15 protein-coding genes and 1 pseudogene are annotated in these 14971 nt (G+C 66.0%); 9 read left to right on the top strand and 7 right to left on the bottom strand.

Features of this window, described 5'->3' with window-relative positions:
• Positions 1–18 precede the first annotated feature (18 nt).
• Positions 19–966 (top strand): LysR family transcriptional regulator, encoded by a 948-nt coding sequence (locus tag KPB06_RS28050; RefSeq protein WP_275905858.1) that lies wholly within the window; start codon positions 19–21, stop codon positions 964–966.
• A gap of 110 nt (positions 967–1076) precedes the next feature.
• On the opposite strand, the gene KPB06_RS28055 is transcribed toward KPB06_RS28050, so the two are convergent.
• Both KPB06_RS28055 and KPB06_RS28060 read right to left on the bottom strand, forming a co-directional pair.
• Positions 1077–1379 carry a DUF4148 domain-containing protein gene (locus KPB06_RS28055; RefSeq protein WP_275905857.1) on the bottom strand — a complete coding sequence of 101 codons (303 nt, stop codon included), beginning with the start codon at positions 1377–1379 and terminating at the stop codon, positions 1077–1079.
• A 215-nt stretch (positions 1380–1594) separates the two neighbouring features.
• On the bottom strand, positions 1595–2737 hold the full coding sequence (locus tag KPB06_RS28060) for a porin (RefSeq protein ID WP_275905856.1): 1143 nt from the start codon (positions 2735–2737) through the stop codon (positions 1595–1597).
• A 337-nt stretch (positions 2738–3074) separates the two neighbouring features.
• Between KPB06_RS28060 and codA the strand changes: the two genes are divergently transcribed.
• The 5 genes and pseudogenes from codA to KPB06_RS28085 all read left to right on the top strand — a co-directional run.
• Positions 3075–4316, top strand: a complete 1242-nt coding sequence (gene codA, locus KPB06_RS28065; protein ID WP_275905855.1) for a cytosine deaminase — start codon at positions 3075–3077, stop codon at positions 4314–4316.
• Positions 4317–4481: 165 nt separating this feature from the next.
• A complete protein-coding gene (locus tag KPB06_RS28070; protein WP_275905854.1) occupies positions 4482–5816 on the top strand; it encodes a chloride channel protein in 1335 nt (444 codons plus the stop codon).
• A 252-nt stretch (positions 5817–6068) separates the two neighbouring features.
• Positions 6069–6383 (top strand): helix-turn-helix domain-containing protein, encoded by a 315-nt coding sequence (locus KPB06_RS28075; RefSeq protein WP_081066607.1) that lies wholly within the window; start codon positions 6069–6071, stop codon positions 6381–6383.
• Entirely contained in the window at positions 6380–7639 is a 1260-nt protein-coding gene (locus KPB06_RS28080; RefSeq protein ID WP_059574457.1) for a type II toxin-antitoxin system HipA family toxin, read from the top strand. Before KPB06_RS28075 ends, KPB06_RS28080 begins: the two co-directional genes overlap by 4 nt.
• Positions 7640–7729: pseudogene (locus KPB06_RS28085) on the top strand (TIGR00366 family protein); the annotation flags it as partial. It lies immediately after the preceding gene.
• A gap of 65 nt (positions 7730–7794) precedes the next feature.
• Here KPB06_RS28085 and KPB06_RS28090 read toward each other — a convergent pair.
• From KPB06_RS28090 to KPB06_RS28105, 4 genes are all read right to left on the bottom strand, one after another.
• Positions 7795–9123 carry an MFS transporter gene (locus KPB06_RS28090; RefSeq protein WP_275905853.1) on the bottom strand — a complete coding sequence of 443 codons (1329 nt, stop codon included), beginning with the start codon at positions 9121–9123 and terminating at the stop codon, positions 7795–7797.
• A 191-nt stretch (positions 9124–9314) separates the two neighbouring features.
• Positions 9315–10247: a 3,5-dioxohexanoate:acetyl-CoA acetone transferase gene (kce, locus tag KPB06_RS28095; RefSeq protein WP_124859043.1), complete on the bottom strand. Its 933-nt coding sequence runs from the start codon at positions 10245–10247 to the stop codon at positions 9315–9317.
• Between the two features lie 35 nt (positions 10248–10282).
• A complete protein-coding gene (locus tag KPB06_RS28100) occupies positions 10283–11089 on the bottom strand; it encodes an SDR family oxidoreductase (RefSeq protein WP_275905852.1) in 807 nt (268 codons plus the stop codon).
• A gap of 73 nt (positions 11090–11162) precedes the next feature.
• The gene (locus KPB06_RS28105; RefSeq protein ID WP_059574448.1) at positions 11163–11873 is read right to left on the bottom strand and encodes a GntR family transcriptional regulator; all 711 of its coding nucleotides are present in this window, start codon (positions 11871–11873) and stop codon (positions 11163–11165) included.
• Between the two features lie 367 nt (positions 11874–12240).
• Between KPB06_RS28105 and KPB06_RS28110 the strand changes: the two genes are divergently transcribed.
• Positions 12241–12585: a type VI secretion system amidase effector protein Tae4 gene (locus KPB06_RS28110; protein ID WP_275906026.1), complete on the top strand. Its 345-nt coding sequence runs from the start codon at positions 12241–12243 to the stop codon at positions 12583–12585.
• Positions 12586–12653: 68 nt separating this feature from the next.
• Positions 12654–13106, top strand: a complete 453-nt coding sequence (locus tag KPB06_RS28115) for a type VI secretion system amidase immunity protein Tai4 (RefSeq protein ID WP_059574667.1) — start codon at positions 12654–12656, stop codon at positions 13104–13106.
• A gap of 54 nt (positions 13107–13160) precedes the next feature.
• Here the strand turns inward: KPB06_RS28115 and KPB06_RS28120 are convergent, their stop codons facing one another.
• Positions 13161–13952: an IclR family transcriptional regulator gene (locus KPB06_RS28120; protein WP_059574447.1), complete on the bottom strand. Its 792-nt coding sequence runs from the start codon at positions 13950–13952 to the stop codon at positions 13161–13163.
• Positions 13953–14112: 160 nt separating this feature from the next.
• Here KPB06_RS28120 and KPB06_RS28125 point away from each other — a divergent pair, with 160 nt between their 5' ends.
• Positions 14113–14889 (top strand): ABC transporter substrate-binding protein, encoded by a 777-nt coding sequence (locus tag KPB06_RS28125; protein ID WP_059574445.1) that lies wholly within the window; start codon positions 14113–14115, stop codon positions 14887–14889.
• The last annotated feature ends 82 nt before the right edge of the window (positions 14890–14971 follow it).

The following is a 14971-nucleotide window of genomic DNA, read 5'->3' on the forward strand; positions in this document are numbered from 1 at the left end:
TACAGGTTGCTCACAGGAATGGATACCCTACAAAACATGCGGGTGTTTTCGCGCGTCGTCGAGACGGGCAGCTTCACCGCGGCCGCGCAATCGCTGAATTCGACGACGGGCGCGATGTCGCGCGCGGTATCGGAGCTCGAGGCGCGCCTGCGCACCCGCTTGATGAATCGTTCGACGCGCCGTCTCGCGCTCACGTCGGCCGGTGAAAACTATCTGCGGCGCTGCCGCCAGATCCTCGCCGACGTGGACCGCGCGGAAGAAGAGGCGAGCTGCGCGCACGAGCGCCCGGCCGGCGTGCTGCGCATGCACAGCTTCGCGAGCGTCGGCCATCACTACGTATTGCCCGCGCTGACGCGCTATCACGCGCAGTTCCCGGACGTCTCGATCGAGCTGTCGCTGTCGCAGCGCATGCCCGACCTGTTCGACGGCACGAGCGACATGGCCGTCGTCACCGCTTCGTCGCTGCCCGACTCGGAGCTCGTGTCGCACCTGCTTGGCTCGACGTTCAGCATTCTGTGCGCATCGCCCGAGTACGTGAAACGGCACGGCGCGCCGGCCCGCCCGCGGGATCTCGCCGCGCACGCGTGCCTGACGCTGTGTACGCCGGCGTTCCCGACGCACGAATGGGTGCTCGAAGGGCCCGAAGGCGTGGAGCAGATCCACGTCACCGGGCCGGTGCAGACCAATACCGCCGAATCGCTCGCGCTCGCGATCCGCGACGGCATCGGGATCGGCATGCTGCCGGTGTATTCGGCGATCGACGCATTGCGCGACGGCACGCTCGTCCGTGTGCTGCCCACGCATATCCTGCAGAAGATGAACGTGCATGCGCTGTACCCGTCGCGCCGCTTCGTCGATGCGAAGGTGCGGACCTGGGTCGAGATGCTGCGTGCGCAGGTGCCGGGGATGATCGCGCGCGACGTCGAGATGCTGAACGCGATCGACCGCGAACCGCAGGCCGCCTGAACGCAGGCCATCGGAACCCCGCGCGCGCATCGGCGCGCGGCGGCATGCTTCATGCAAACACCGGATACGCGCCGCTCGCAATGGATGCCCGATGCGAGTGACGCGCGCCGTCACAGCGCGGGCCTGGCCGCCGCGCCAGATTCGGTTGCCGGCTCGCCGGCCGGGCCGTAAGCGGCCTGCGCCGCTTTCCTCGCGGCGACACGCTTCGCCTGCAGTCGTTCCTGCGCGGCCAGGATGTCGTCCGGATAGTTGCCGACTTCACCGCGCGCCGGGTTGTAGCCGACCGATTCGAGATCGATCAGTTCCTGCAGCACCTGCGCGCGCGTGACGGGCGAGGTCGCCTGCTGGGCGAACGACAGGGCCGGTGCGGCGAGCAGGAGGGCAGCGGCGGCGGTTACGACGAGCGATTTCACGAGGTTCTCCTGAATACGGGGTGGGTGACCGCAGCGGCGCGTGACGCCCGGCTGCGACCTTCGACGTCAGTCTACGTAGCGCTGCCACGCGCAAACACCCCGATTCCAGGAGGGCTGCCTTCCATAAAGAACAACATTGACGGCGTGGCCCGCGGCGATCGCGCCCGTGAGCGAACATGGGCGCAGTGCAGGCGGGCGACGTGACGCGATGCCGGTCAGAACCGCGTGCGCATGCCGATCGTGCCGACCACCTGGTTCGCGGTGCTCGATGCGCCGCCCGACGTGTTGATGAACGCCTGGTAACCGAGGCCCGATGCATGCTGGAACATCGCTTCCGCGTACAGGTCGGTGCGGCGCGACAGCTTGTACACGGCCTGCAGGTTGGCCTGATGCCATTTCGGGTCGGTGCCGTGCTTGCTGTCGGGATTCGACACGCTGGCGTCGGTATAGACATACGCCGCGCCGACGCTGACGGCCGGCGTGACCGCATAGCGCACGTTCACGTCGTAGTTGTTGAACGCGATCTGGCCGCTGGAGCCGAACGCGCCCGTGTTGTCGTACTGCGAGCGCGTGTAGACGAAGCCGACGGTCGCCGGGCCGAACACGTAGCCGACGCCGCCGCCGTAGGTGCGCATGCGGTCCGAGCCGATCGACCAGCCACCCTGGTTCAGGCTCTTCGCCTCGGCCGAATCGAGCGCGCCCGGGCTCGCGCTCGTCGAGCCCTTCGTGCCGTTCATCTGCAGGTACGCGCCTGCCAGCTTCAGCGGGCCGTTCGTGTAGCTCGCGGCCACGCTGTACGCGCGGTTGGCGCTGAAATTCGCCGAGTTGGAGAATGCGTACAGCGCGCCGACCTTGAAGCCCGCGATCGTGTCGCTCGTGTACTTGACCGCGTTGCTGATGCGCAGCGAGTGGTTCAGGTTGTCGTTGTCGAACGGATGCGCGAAGCCCGTATCGCCGAAATCGCCGGTCGTCGCGGACAGCGGCGCGACGAAGTCGACCATCGTGTCGTACTGGCGGCCGAGCGTCAGCGTGCCGTAGCCGGCCTGGCCGAGGCCGACATACGCGTGACGGCCGAACAGCTTGCCGTCCTGGCCGAGCCCGCCGTTGTTCGCGTTGAAGCCGTTTTCGAGCACGAACAGCGCCTTCAGGCCGCCGCCGAGATCCTCGGTGCCGCGCAGGCCGAAGCGGCTGCCGTTGATCGTGCCGGTCGTCATGCGCCATTGCGACGCACCGCTTGCGTTGTTGGTATAGGCGATGCCGGCGTCGATCAGGCCGTACAGCGTGACCGAGCCTTGCGCGTGGGCGAGCGGCGCGAACAGGGCGGCGGCGCCCGCGCCGGCGATCAGGGTTTTTTTCATCGTGAAGCTCCTGCGTGTGGGACTGGAAACGAAAGTTCGGCGCAAGTATAGGAATGCGCGGCGTGCGCAAGGGCGTGGCGGCCGCGAGCGCACCGTTCCAGATCCGGCAAGAGTCGTTCACAAAACCGACACGCCGTGTGGCGCGCGCTGGGCGGGTGGTTCTTGCGTGACGACCGGCGAGCGGCCTCCGTCCGGCGCGGCCCGGCTGTCGTGCCGATGCAACATGCACGGCACGTGCGCGCGTCGCCGCTTTTCCTCCATACTGGTCGTCCGGACCGCACGGACGCCGACGCAGATCGCGCGGCCGTGTTCATGCATACGACAAGAGGCCTCCCCCATGAACCTGTTCAACGTACGCCTGCGTGGCCGCGACGGCCTGTTCACGATCGGCATCGACGCCGGCACGATCGCGCGCATCGACGCGCAAGCCGCACCGATCGCGTCGACGAATCCCGACCATATCGATGGCGGCGGCCGTCTCGCGATTGCGCCGCTCGTCGAGCCGCATATCCACCTCGATGCCGTGCTGACGGCCGGCGAGCCCGCGTGGAACATGAGCGGCACGCTGTTCGAGGGCATCGAGCGCTGGGCCGAGCGCAAGGCGACGATCACGCACGACGACACGAAGGCGCGCGCGCATGCGGCGATCGGCATGCTGCGCGACCACGGGATCCAGCACGTGCGCACGCACGTCGACGTGACCGATCCGACGCTCGCCGCGCTGAAGGCGATGCTGGAAGTGAAGGACGAGGCGCGCGGGCTGATCGACCTGCAGATCGTCGCGTTCCCGCAGGAGGGCATCGAATCGTTCGACGGCGGCCGCGCGCTGATGGAGCAGGCGATCGAGCTCGGCGCGGACGTCGTCGGCGGAATCCCGCATTTCGAGAACACGCGGGAGCAGGGCGTCAGCTCGATCCGCTTCCTGATGGATCTCGCGGAACGCACGGGCTGCCTCGTCGACGTGCACTGCGACGAGACCGACGATCCGCAATCGCGCTTTCTCGAAGTGCTCGCGGAGGAAGCGCGCGTGCGCGGCATGGGCGCGCGCGTCACCGCGAGCCACACGACCGCGATGGGTTCGTACGACAACGCGTACTGCTCGAAGCTGTTCCGGCTGCTGAAGCGGGCCGGGTTGAACTTCATCTCGTGCCCGACCGAGAGCATCCATCTGCAGGGGCGCTTCGACACGTTTCCGAAGCGGCGCGGCGTCACGCGCGTCGCGGAACTCGATCGCGCCGGGATCAACGTGTGCTTCGGGCAGGATTCGATCAAGGATCCGTGGTATCCGCTCGGCAACGGCAACATCCTGCGCGTGCTCGATGCGGGCCTTCACATCTGCCACATGATGGGGTATCAGGATCTGCAGCGCTGCCTCGACTTTGTGACCGACCACAGCGCGACGACGATGCATCTCGGTGATGGCTACGGCATCGCGGTCGGGCGGCCGGCCAATCTCGTCGTGCTCGACGCGGACAGCGACTACGAAGCCGTGCGCCGGCAGGCGAAGGCCACGCTGTCGATGCGCCACGGGAAGATCATCATGCGGCGCGAGCCGGAGCGCATTACGTATCCGGATTGATGGGAAAGGCGGGCCATCGTGGCCCGCTGGCCGTCAAGCATTCACAAAATACATCAGTCGATTCGAAAAATACGTTTGTCTCATGAGAGGCGTGGGCCTACGATTCGGTCCTGACGACGGCGTGCAATTTGTGCACCGTCCTTTCGATCTTCGTTCGCCGACCCCATGCGCCTCGATCTTCCGTCCGCTCCCGCTTCTTCTTCATCACCCGCCAGCCCGTTCGCGCGCCTGGCCGTCGTCACGGTCCTGACCGGCATCGGCGCGGGTCTCGGCGGCATGCTGCTCGCGTTGCTGCTGCATGCGATCCAGCACATCGCGTACGGCTACAGCATCGCGCACGTGATCGGGTCCGAGAGCTTCCTCGCTGGCGTGACCGCGGCCGATCCGCTGCGCCGGCTCGCGGTGCTGGCCGTCTGCGGACTCGTCGCCGGCGGCGGCTGGTGGGCGCTTTACCGGTATGGCCGGCCGCTCGTCAGCATCCGTCGCGCGGTGTGCGCGGCCGATCCGCGGATGCCGTTCGTCAGCACGACGGTTCACGCGCTGCTGCAGATCGTCACCGTCGCGCTCGGCTCGCCGCTCGGCCGCGAAGTCGCGCCGCGCGAGATCGGTTCGCTGCTCGCCGGGCGGTTCGCCCATGCGGCGGGACTCACGCCCGACGATTGCCGGCTGATGGTCGCGTGCGGCGCCGGCGCGGGGCTCGCGGCCGTCTACAACGTGCCGCTCGGCGGCGCGATCTTCGTGCTGGAGGTGCTGCTCGGTACGTTCGAGCTGCGTGCGCTGATCGTGGCGGTCGTGACGTCCGCGATCGCGGCGATCGTCGCGTGGATCGGCCTCGGCAACGAGCATCAGTACACGGTGCCGGCGTTCGTGCTGAGCACGCCGCTCGTCGCATGGTCGGTCGTCTGCGGGCCGCTGTTCGGCTTCGCCGCGTACGGTTTCGTGCGGCTCACGACCCGCGCGCGGGCGAACGCGCCGAAGGACTGGCGGCTGCCGGTGTTCGCGCTGCTCAACTTCGCGGTGATCGGCTTGCTAGCGATCGGGTTTCCGCAACTGCTCGGCAACGGCAAGGGGCCGGCGTCGCTGGGTTTCGACGGCACGCTGACGATCGGGCTTGCCGCGGCGTTGCTGGTGCTGAAGGTGCTGATCGAGGCCGGCAGCCTGCGGGCCGGCGCGGAAGGCGGATTGCTGACGCCGGGCCTCGCGAACGGCGCGCTGCTCGGCGTCGTGCTCGGCGGGCTGTGGAGCGCCTTATGGCCCGGCGCATCGCTCGGCGGATGCGCGCTGATCGGCGCGACCGCGTTTCTCGCCGCGTCGATGCAGATGCCGATCACGGCCGTCGTGCTGATGCTCGAATTCACGCGCGCGAATCACGACTGCCTCGTGCCGATGTTGCTCGCCGTGGCCGGTTCGCTCGTGGCGTACCGGTTCGCGCAGCGGGTGGCGGAGGGGCGTGCGCGGGCGATCGCAGCTGTCAGCACGCTGGAAGCGGCTGCCCGCTAGCCGGGCTCACGACCGGCCACATCCAAGGTACTGGCGAGCGCGACGAACCGCACCACGACTTGGCGTGTTCGGCGGGCGTCGCGTGGATACTGGAAGGGCACGGGGCGCGCGCGTAATTCCCTTTTGAAGTGGATTAGAACCGAACATCTCACGGTAAGACCCAACAATCGGGGATTATATTTCTTGAGCGTATCTCGCTCATAACTCTATAATATTGTGAGTTATCAGAGATAAAGCGTTCTAAGATCCACTATGTTGGAATTAAGTTTCCGCAAGCCCGACGAAATCGTCACCCTCCTTTGTGCGCGGCTTCGCACGGAGCGGCTCGCGTTGCAACTGACGCAGAGCGACGTAGCCGCGCGTGCCGGCGTCGGTGTCAATACCGTGTCCAATCTCGAAGCTGGCCGCAATGTGAGCCTCGAGACGGTAATCCGTATAGCGATGGTTCTGGGACGAAGCAAGGAACTCGAGGGACTTTTCCTGCCGAAGCTCGATAGCCTGGAAGACGTTCACCGGTATGAAAAAAGTGCCAAACGCCGGCGCGTCAAGAGGGGTAACCAGAAATGATCGAGCGGATCGATGTCTACTACGACGGCTGGGGGGAACACTGGCTGTGGGGATCGATGGTTTCCACGACCGCGATCACGGGGCGCCCGTTGGTCGTATTCGAATATAGCGACGACGCGCGCAAGAGGGGGCTGGAACTGTCGTCTTATGCGCTCCCATTGCATGGGGCGAGGCTGCGCAAGGACTTTCCGGTCCACCAGCTTGGATTGCCCGGACCGGTCTATGACGCGTTGCCCGATGGATGGGGCATGTTGCTGATGGACCGCTTGTTCAAACGCCGCGGTCTCAACGCCGCACGTATCGGGCCGCTGGAGCGATTGGCTTACATTGGCAACCATGCAATGGGCGCCCTGTCGTTCGAGCCTGTCGCGCCCGAGATCCTGGCGCCGCGGCAGGATATCCCCCTCGCTCGGCTTGCGGCCGAGGTACAGGAAGTTCTCGATGGCGAGGGTGGCGAATTCCTTCATCAATTGCTGCAGGTCGGTGGCTCTCCGCAAGGCGCCAGGCCAAAGGCCCTGGTCTATCGTGATCCGCGGTCCGGCGTATTTACCACGGCCGCGGTGGCGGGCTTTGAAGCGTGGTTGGTCAAGTTCCCGGCTTGGCAAGAGCATCCCGAGGTGTGTGCGATCGAAATGGTCTACGCCGAGTGCTTGCGCATGTGCGGCATCGAGACCCCGGACACGCTGCATTTCAATTTGCCTGACGGGATGGCGGCATTTGCGTCCCGGCGTTTCGATCGACTGGACGGTCTGCGCGTGCCCATGCAAAGCGTTGCCGCGTTCACCGGCGCCGATTACAAAACGCCGGGTGCGCTGGATTACGTGAATTTCTTGCGCGCCACTCACATGTGCACCAACGACGTACGCGAGAAGGCGCGGGCGTTTGAACGGGCTGTCTTCAATGTCGCATTCAACAATCGCGACGATCATCCGAAGAACTTCGCGTACGTCATGTCGCGATCCGGCGAGTGGAAGCTCGCGCCGGCCTACGACGTGACATTCTGCGAGGGGCCGGGCGGTTACCACCAAATGGACGTCATGGGCGAGGCGCTGCGGATCGACCGAGCCGCATTGCTCGGACTGGCAAAGGAAGCGGAGCTTCCCGCAGCCGCTGCCGGCGACATGATCGACGGAATGTGCGGCGTGGCCAGCCAGTTTTCGACCATTGCGAAGTGCCGCTACGAGGGGATCATCACCGAAGACACCCTCATGGACATCCAGCGCCGAATCGACGAGAACGTTGCGCTGCTGCACTAGGGGCTCGGCATGCGCGACATCATGGGGTATTGCGTGACGACGATGCTGTTCTCGGGCGTCGTGTTCGTCGGGGCGATGTATCTGTTCTGACGACGTGAGGCGAGAGGCGGGCGGGGCTGAGCCCACCTCCCGCCAGCTTGATTCCAGCCTGCCTGTCAGCCGCGCGACCGCGCGTCGGCGCGCTCGTGCCCGTGACGCAACGCGAGGCTCGCGACCGCCGCGACGACGAGCGCGGCTGCCAGCAGCGTCAGTCCGTTCTTCGCGTTGCCGGTCGCCTGTTCGATCGCGCCGACGACGGTCGGCCCGACGAAGCCGCCGAGCAACCCGCACGTATTCACAAGTCCGAGCCCGCCGGCCAGTGCGCTGCCCGCGAGGCGCGACGCCGGAAACGTGAACACGATCGACTGCACGACGAAGAACATCGATGCGGCCACGCACACGCAGAGCAGCCCGGCCACCGGCGACGCATGCGCGGCGCCGACCATCCCGGCCGCCATCACGACGAGCCCCGCGCACAGCATCCGCCGCGAATGACGCGATTCGCGTGCGAAGCGCGGCAGCGTCCCGGCCCCGAGTGCGGCGGCGAGCCAGGGCAACGACGTCAGCAACCCGACCGCCACCGGTGAAAGACGTCCCGACGCGCCGATGATGCCCGGCAGGAAGAAGATCACCGTGTAGATGGTCAACTGGTGGCAGAAGTACACGAAGATCGCGAGCCAGATCTGCGGATCGCGCAGCGCGGCGCCGAATGCATGGCCGCCGTGCGCGGCGACGCCCGCGTCCTGTTCGGCCGCGAGCTTCCGCTCGAGCGCGCGGGCTGTTTCCGGCGCGAGCCACGGCGCGGCGCTCGGACGGTCGGGCAACCGTGCCCACACGACGAACGCGAGCAGGATCGCCGGAATGCCTTCGATGACGAACAGCCATTGCCAGCCGTGGAAGCCGAACGTGCCGTCGAGCTCGATCAGCGCACCGGCGAGCGGCCCGCCGACGATGTTGGCGATGCACACGCCGAGCAGGAAGTAACCGGTCGCGCGCGCACGCTCCTCGCGGCCGAACCAGTACGTCAGATACAGCATCACGCCCGGAAACAGGCCGGCTTCGGCCACACCGAGCAGCAGGCGCATCACGTAGAACGACGTCTCGCCGCGGACGAACGCCATCGCGACCGACAGCGCGCCCCACGTGATCATGATCCGCGTGATCCAGAAGCGCGCGCCGACGCGATGCATGATCAGGTTGCTCGGGATCTCGAAAAGCGCGTAGGTCAGGAAGAACAGCCCCGCGCCGAGCCCGTACGCGGCCGACGAAATGCCGAGATCGACCCCCATCGAATGTTTGGCGAACGCGATGTTGGTGCGGTCGAGAAAGCTGATCACGTACGCGGCGATCAGCAGCGGCATGAGTTTGCGGAACAGCAGCCGGTTCAGCGACGCGTGCGCGTCGCCGGCGGCGGAAGACAAGGCCTGGGCGTGATGAGTGGACATGCGGACGACTCCGGTAAGGGCGAACCGGCGCGCACGGCAAGCACGGCGCGCCGCGTTCGGCAAATGCCGCTGCGGTCGCAGCGGATGGGCAGACGACGGAGCCGCGCCGGCGGCGCTCGAATGGAGCGGGGCGATCAAGGGCGCCTTGTCACTGCGCTTGCGGATGCTGCTGTTGGGGAATGGCCCGGCGCTCAGAAATTCACCGCGTCCCCGCCCTTGAGCGCGAGCATCGCGCGCGCCTCGGCCGGCGTCGCGATCTCGAGCGACAGGCCTTCGAGCACCTGGCGCATTTTCAGGACCTGGGCGGCGCTCGATTCCGCGAGCTTGCCGGGCGCGATCCACAGCGAATCCTCGAGCCCGACGCGTACGTTCGCGCCCTGCGCGGCGCCGATCGTCGCGAGCGGAACCTGGTTGCGCCCGGCGCCGAGGATCGACCACACGTAATCGCCGCCGAACAGGCGGTCGGCTGTGCGCCGCATGTGCATCAAATCCTCCGGATGCGCGCCGATCCCGCCGAGCAGCCCGAACACGCTTTGCACGAAGAACGGCGGCTTCGCGAGCCCGCGATCGACGAAATGCGCGAGGTTGTACAGGTGCGAGATGTCGTAGCACTCGAATTCGAACCGCGTGCCGTTCGCGCCGCAGCGCGTGAGGATCGTCTCGATGTCCGCGAACGTGTTCTTGAACACGAGATCGCGGCTTTTCTCGAGATGCTCGCGCTCCCACGGATGCTTCAGCTCGCGAAAGCGCTCGAGCATCGGGTACAGCCCGAAGTTCATCGAGCCCATGTTCAGCGACGCGATCTCGGGCTGGAAGTGCAGTGCGGGTTGCAATCGTTCGTCAACCGTCATGTGCGGACTGCCGCCCGACGTGAGGTTGATCACCGCGTCGGTCTGCGCCTTGATGCGCGGCAGGAATTCGGCGAACACGGCCGGATCCTGCGTCGGCTTGCCGTCGGACGGGTTGCGTGCGTGCAGGTGCAGGATCGCCGCGCCGGCCTGCGCGGCCGCGACCGCGGCCGTTTCGATTTCGTGCGGCGTCACGGGCAGGTACGGCGACATCGACGGCGTATGGATCGCGCCGGTCGGCGCACAGGTGATGATGACTTTGCGAGCGTTTGCCACGGATGGATTCCTTTCGATGAACGATGCAGGAGGGCTCAGAGCACTTCGACGTTGCCGCAGACGGAGATCGCCTGGCCCGTGATCCCGTGCCCGCCCGGCGAGCACAGGAACAGCGCGGTCGCGGCGATTTCGGCCGGATCGGTCATGCGCCGCAGCGAGATCTTCTCGAGATAGCGCTTTTCCATTTCGTCGTAGCCGATGCCGAGCTGCTGCGCGCGCGCCTCGATCACGCGGCGCATTCGCGGGCCGCGCACGATGCCGGGCTGAATCGCGTTCACGCGGATGCCGAGCGGCCCGAGCTCGATCGCGAGGCTCTTCACGAGGCCGACCACCGCCCATTTGGTGGCCGCGTACGGCGTGCGGAACGCATAGCCGAGCCGGCCGGCGACCGACGACAGCGCGATGATCGCGCCGCCGTGTTTCGACTCGCGCAGCAGCGGCACCGCGCGGCGGGCGAACTGGAATTGCGCGCTCAGGTTGATCGCGACGGTCTGCTCCCACTGCACGGGGTCGATTTCGTCGATGCCGCCGGTCGGGCCGGCGATGCCCGCGTTGTTGACCAGCACGTCGAGGCCGCCGAGCGTGGTCGACACGTCCGCGAACACGCGCTCGACGGCGGCCGGGTCGGATACGTCGGCGAGCGTCGCGCCGATCGCACGGGCCGCGGCGCGCGGCGGCCGGTCGGCGAGCGCCGCGATCGCGGCTTGCGACGCGTCGCACACGTGCACGCGCGCGCCGCATTCGGCGAACGCGTTGGCGATTTCGAGGCCGATGCCCGACGCGCCGCCCGTCACGAGGACGCGCAGGCCGTCATAGGGTTTCAGTAGTTCGGCAGCTGTCATGCCGGGTCGTCTCCATCGTTGGTGTAGTGGGATGGCGGCCGCTCGTGCGGCGGGCGGCCGTGGCAAGCGGTCGCTACGGTTTCGCGTTCACGGTCCGCGGTGTCTGTTCGGCCCGCAGCGTCTCGGCGAGATCGTGCGCGGCGCCGCCGATGTCGAGCGCGATGCCGGCCCGCACGCCGGCGCCGTCGCGCCGTTCGAGCGCATCGACGATCGCGCGGTGCGCATCCATCGAGCGCCGCATGTGCGGGATGTCGAGCGCGACCATGTTGAGGAACGGGCCGACGCGCATCCACAGGTTCTCGACGATCGCGAGCGTGTTTTCGCTGGCGCCGTGCGCGTAGATCGCGCTGTGGAACGCGAAATTGCTTTGCAGGTAGGCGCGCGAGCGGCCGGCCTCGGCGTGTGCCTGCATCGTTTCGCAGGTCTTGCGCACGGCCGCGATCTGCGCGTCGGTCATTCGGGCGCACGCGCGCTCGGCGATGCAGCCTTCGAGCGCGATGCGCACGTCGCGCAGTTCGTCGAGCATGTCGAGCGTCATCGGCGGGACGACGAGCGCCCGATTCGGGCCGTCGACCAGCGCGCGTTCGGCGCGCAGCCGCGTGAGCGCGGCACGCACGGGCATCGTCGACGAGCCGACCGCCTCGGCGACGCTGCGCAGGCTCAGCGCCTGGCCAGGCGCGAAGCGGCCGCTCATCAGCGCTTCGCGCAGTTGCTGGTAGACCTTGTCTCCCATCGTTTCCTGTTCGATGGCTTTCAGGGCGGGCGGAACGATACGAGGCGGCAAGGCGGGGTTCTCCTGGGTTTGATCTGCGATCTGTGATCACACTGGCGATGAGTGAAGTCTTGACGATCGGGGGAGCCGAGTCAAGTCGAACGGGATCGGGGAAAACGAGGGGGGAAGTAAAAAGGGATTGGCGTCTGCGAAGCCGGGAGTCTTACGGAAAACTTTCAATTCGTGCATTCTGACGCCTTGATTCGATGAATTCGAAGGTATCCGGGGCATGAGCAGTCGCGCGCCTTCGGTGCGTTTCCTCGAGTCGAATTCATTTCAACAATAAGGAGCCAAAGTGAAACGACCATCGTTTGCCGTTGCATGGGCAGCATCTCAGCGAATCTACGATCCGGCAAATTCCGGTAAGCGCGTCGCGAAAGTGATAGGCGGGTACGTCGAAAAGAACGTCAACAATCCGAACCCGACAGAGCGATGGAGCAATACTTGCGCGGTGAGGATGAGTTATATCCTGAGTGAAGCCGGTATGGTGATGCCGAGAATCCTCGGCCAAACTGTATCGGGCCGAGACAATCGGCAATACTTTTTTCGTGTCAGGGATTTGATTCGTTTTCTCGAGCAACGATGGGGGAAGGCGGAGGGTGTCAAATATCCGCCGTCGACAGGAGGGCCACTTGCTGGTCGACAGGGAGTCATCCTGTTCGAGGTGTCGGGGTGGAGCGATGCACAGGGCCACGCCACGCTATTCAACGGGCGCACATGTTAGGACCATTGCTACTTCAACGAGCCGGGCGCGCGGTATCGTACCGATCGCGCAAATTTTTGGAGCTTGTCATGAGGGGAGTCCGGATCGCTGCCGCGTTCGCGTGCATCGCGTTTCAACCGGCGATGGTCGTGGCGAAGGACGCCGCACAGCCGTCGCCCGAAGCCGGCTCACGGACTCACCTCCAGAACTTCAAGGACATGGTGCTTGCGGAGTGCCTGGCTACCGCTTATAAGCACGAGCCCGGCGCGAGCACGGACATCGGCAGCAGCGCCAGCGCGTTGCGCGACTGGACCTACTACGACATGGAACGTGCACCGGACGTGATTCACGCGCTGGTCGCGAAGTATCTGGCGCGCGACTATCGGAATCCGATTGTCGAATCCGAAGTCCGGGATGTGAAGTTCGACTTCCTGAAGTGCATCGATCTGTATCACGGCAAGGAACTGGACGCTGCGGCGAAGAAGCTCGTATTGCGCCCGAACGGTACCTACCGGGCCGAGCATTCCCCAAAGCCGCGGTAGCGATCAAACGCCGCTGCGCAATGCAGCGGCGCGCCGTGCGTCATTTCCCCGGCGCTATTCAAGCGTCCGGATCGAATTGCTGATGCCGCGCGCGCAGTCGATCACCGCCGGCGCGAGCTTGCGGCGCGCGTCGTCGAACGTCCAGCGGCTCGTCGGTGCGACCACGTGCACGGCCGCGACCGGCTGTCCCTGACTGCCGAGCACCGGCGCCGCGATCGACATGTCCCCGATGAACAATTCTTCCTGGTTGGTCGCGTAGCCTTCGCGCCGCGCGCCATCGAGCAGCGCGACGAGCTCGTCGAGCGCCGTGACCGTGCGCGGCGTATGCGGCGTGCGCACCATGCCGTCGAGCCGCGCGCGCGCATCGTCCGGCGGCAACGCGCTCAGGAACGCACGGCCGGAGCCCGTGCAATACATCGGGATACGGCTGCCGATCGGCATGTGGATCGGCACGAACTTGGTGGACACGAAACGCGCGACGTACACCATTTCATCCTCGTCCGGCTCGGTGAGGTTGGTGGTTTCGCCGGTCAGGTTCGTGAGCTCGGACAGGAACGGATTCGCGACGTCGATCAACGTGTCGGCCGCGAGATAGTTGAAGCCGATCCGCATCACGTGCGGTGTGAGCTGGTAGCGGCGCGTGACCGGATGCTTGCGGATGTAGCCGAGCTTCTCGAGCGTGTAGACCATTCGCTGCGCGGAGCTTTTCGTCATCCCGGCCGCGTCGGCCACTTCCGCCAGCGTCATCGTGCGCCGTTTCGCGCTGAACGCGCGCAGCACGTTCAGCCCTTTCTCGAGCGACTGGTTGAACAGCAGATCGTTTGATTGGTCGGGCAAGGTGTCCATGGCGAGGGGCGCGAGCGATTCGATATCGCATCATATCGTATCGAATATCGATACGCAAAAATCTGTTTGCGATATTTTTGATTCGTTCTAAGATCGGGTCATCGTCGCAGTGTCGATCAGCGGCCGGCCGGCGCATCGGATTATTCGAGAAGGAGTCACCATGGTTCCGTTCATCAAGCGGTTCGGCGCACTGGCCGCCGGTTTCGCCACCTGTATCGCACTCTCCACGGCTTCGGCGAGCGCCGTTGCCGCCGAGCCCACGCTGAAGGTCGGCGCGACGGCCACCGGCGTGCCGTTCACGTTTCTCGACGTCAAGAGCAATTCGATCCAGGGGATGATGGTCGATGCGATCACCGCGGCCGGGAAGTCGGCCGGGTTTCGCGTCGACGTGCAGCAGACCGTGTTCTCCGCGCTGATCCCGTCGCTCACCACGCAGAAGATCGACATCATCTCGGCCGCGATGCTGAAGACGCCGGCGCGCCAGCAGGTCGTCGATTTCTCCGACACCGTCTACTCGTTCGGCGAAGGTCTGATCGTGAAGGCCGACGACCCGGGCCGCTACACGTCGATGGACGATTTCAAGGGGCAGGCGGTCGGCGCGCAGGTCGGCACGGCCTTCGTCGACGCGCTCAACAAGAAGGGCATCTTCAAGGAAGTCCGGACCTACGATTCGATCGCCGACATCATGCGCGACGTCGCGCTCGGGCGCATCAAGGCCGGCTTCGCCGACCAGCCGATCGTCGCGTACCAGATCGAGCACGGCGTCAATCGCCAGGTGCGGCTCGTGCCCGAATACCAGAGCGTCGTGAAGGGGCAGGTGTGCTTCATCGTGCGCAAGGGCGACACCGCCATGCTCGAACAGCTCAACGGCGCGATCCGCAAGATGAAGAGCGACGGCACGCTGCAGCAGATCCTGCAGAAGTGGCACATGAGCTGAGCGTCCGCGCCCGAGTTCCGACCGGTATCGCCCGCGCGTCGCGGGCATCCACGGCGGCGCGCCGTCCGGGCGTCGCATAGGA

Source organism: Burkholderia semiarida (genome assembly GCF_029268935.1).
Taxonomy (GTDB): Bacteria; Pseudomonadota; Gammaproteobacteria; order Burkholderiales; family Burkholderiaceae; genus Burkholderia; species Burkholderia semiarida.

Bases quoted from the DNA above. Each gene is read 5' to 3' on its own strand.
- KPB06_RS28050 (WP_275905858.1), top strand. From the start codon at position 19: ATGGATACCCTACAAAACATGCGGGTGTTTTCGCGCGTCGTCGAGACG.
- KPB06_RS28060 (WP_275905856.1), bottom strand. From the start codon at position 2,737: ATGAAAAAAACCCTGATCGCCGGCGCGGGCGCCGCCGCCCTGTTCGCG.
- codA (WP_275905855.1), top strand. From the start codon at position 3,075: ATGAACCTGTTCAACGTACGCCTGCGTGGCCGCGACGGCCTGTTCACG.
- KPB06_RS28070 (WP_275905854.1), top strand. From the start codon at position 4,482: ATGCGCCTCGATCTTCCGTCCGCTCCCGCTTCTTCTTCATCACCCGCC.
- KPB06_RS28075 (WP_081066607.1), top strand. From the start codon at position 6,069: ATGTTGGAATTAAGTTTCCGCAAGCCCGACGAAATCGTCACCCTCCTT.
- KPB06_RS28080 (WP_059574457.1), top strand. From the start codon at position 6,380: ATGATCGAGCGGATCGATGTCTACTACGACGGCTGGGGGGAACACTGG.
- KPB06_RS28090 (WP_275905853.1), bottom strand. From the start codon at position 9,123: ATGTCCACTCATCACGCCCAGGCCTTGTCTTCCGCCGCCGGCGACGCG.
- KPB06_RS28100 (WP_275905852.1), bottom strand. From the start codon at position 11,089: ATGACAGCTGCCGAACTACTGAAACCCTATGACGGCCTGCGCGTCCTC.
- KPB06_RS28115 (WP_059574667.1), top strand. From the start codon at position 12,654: ATGAGGGGAGTCCGGATCGCTGCCGCGTTCGCGTGCATCGCGTTTCAA.
- KPB06_RS28120 (WP_059574447.1), bottom strand. From the start codon at position 13,952: ATGGACACCTTGCCCGACCAATCAAACGATCTGCTGTTCAACCAGTCG.
- KPB06_RS28125 (WP_059574445.1), top strand. From the start codon at position 14,113: ATGGTTCCGTTCATCAAGCGGTTCGGCGCACTGGCCGCCGGTTTCGCC.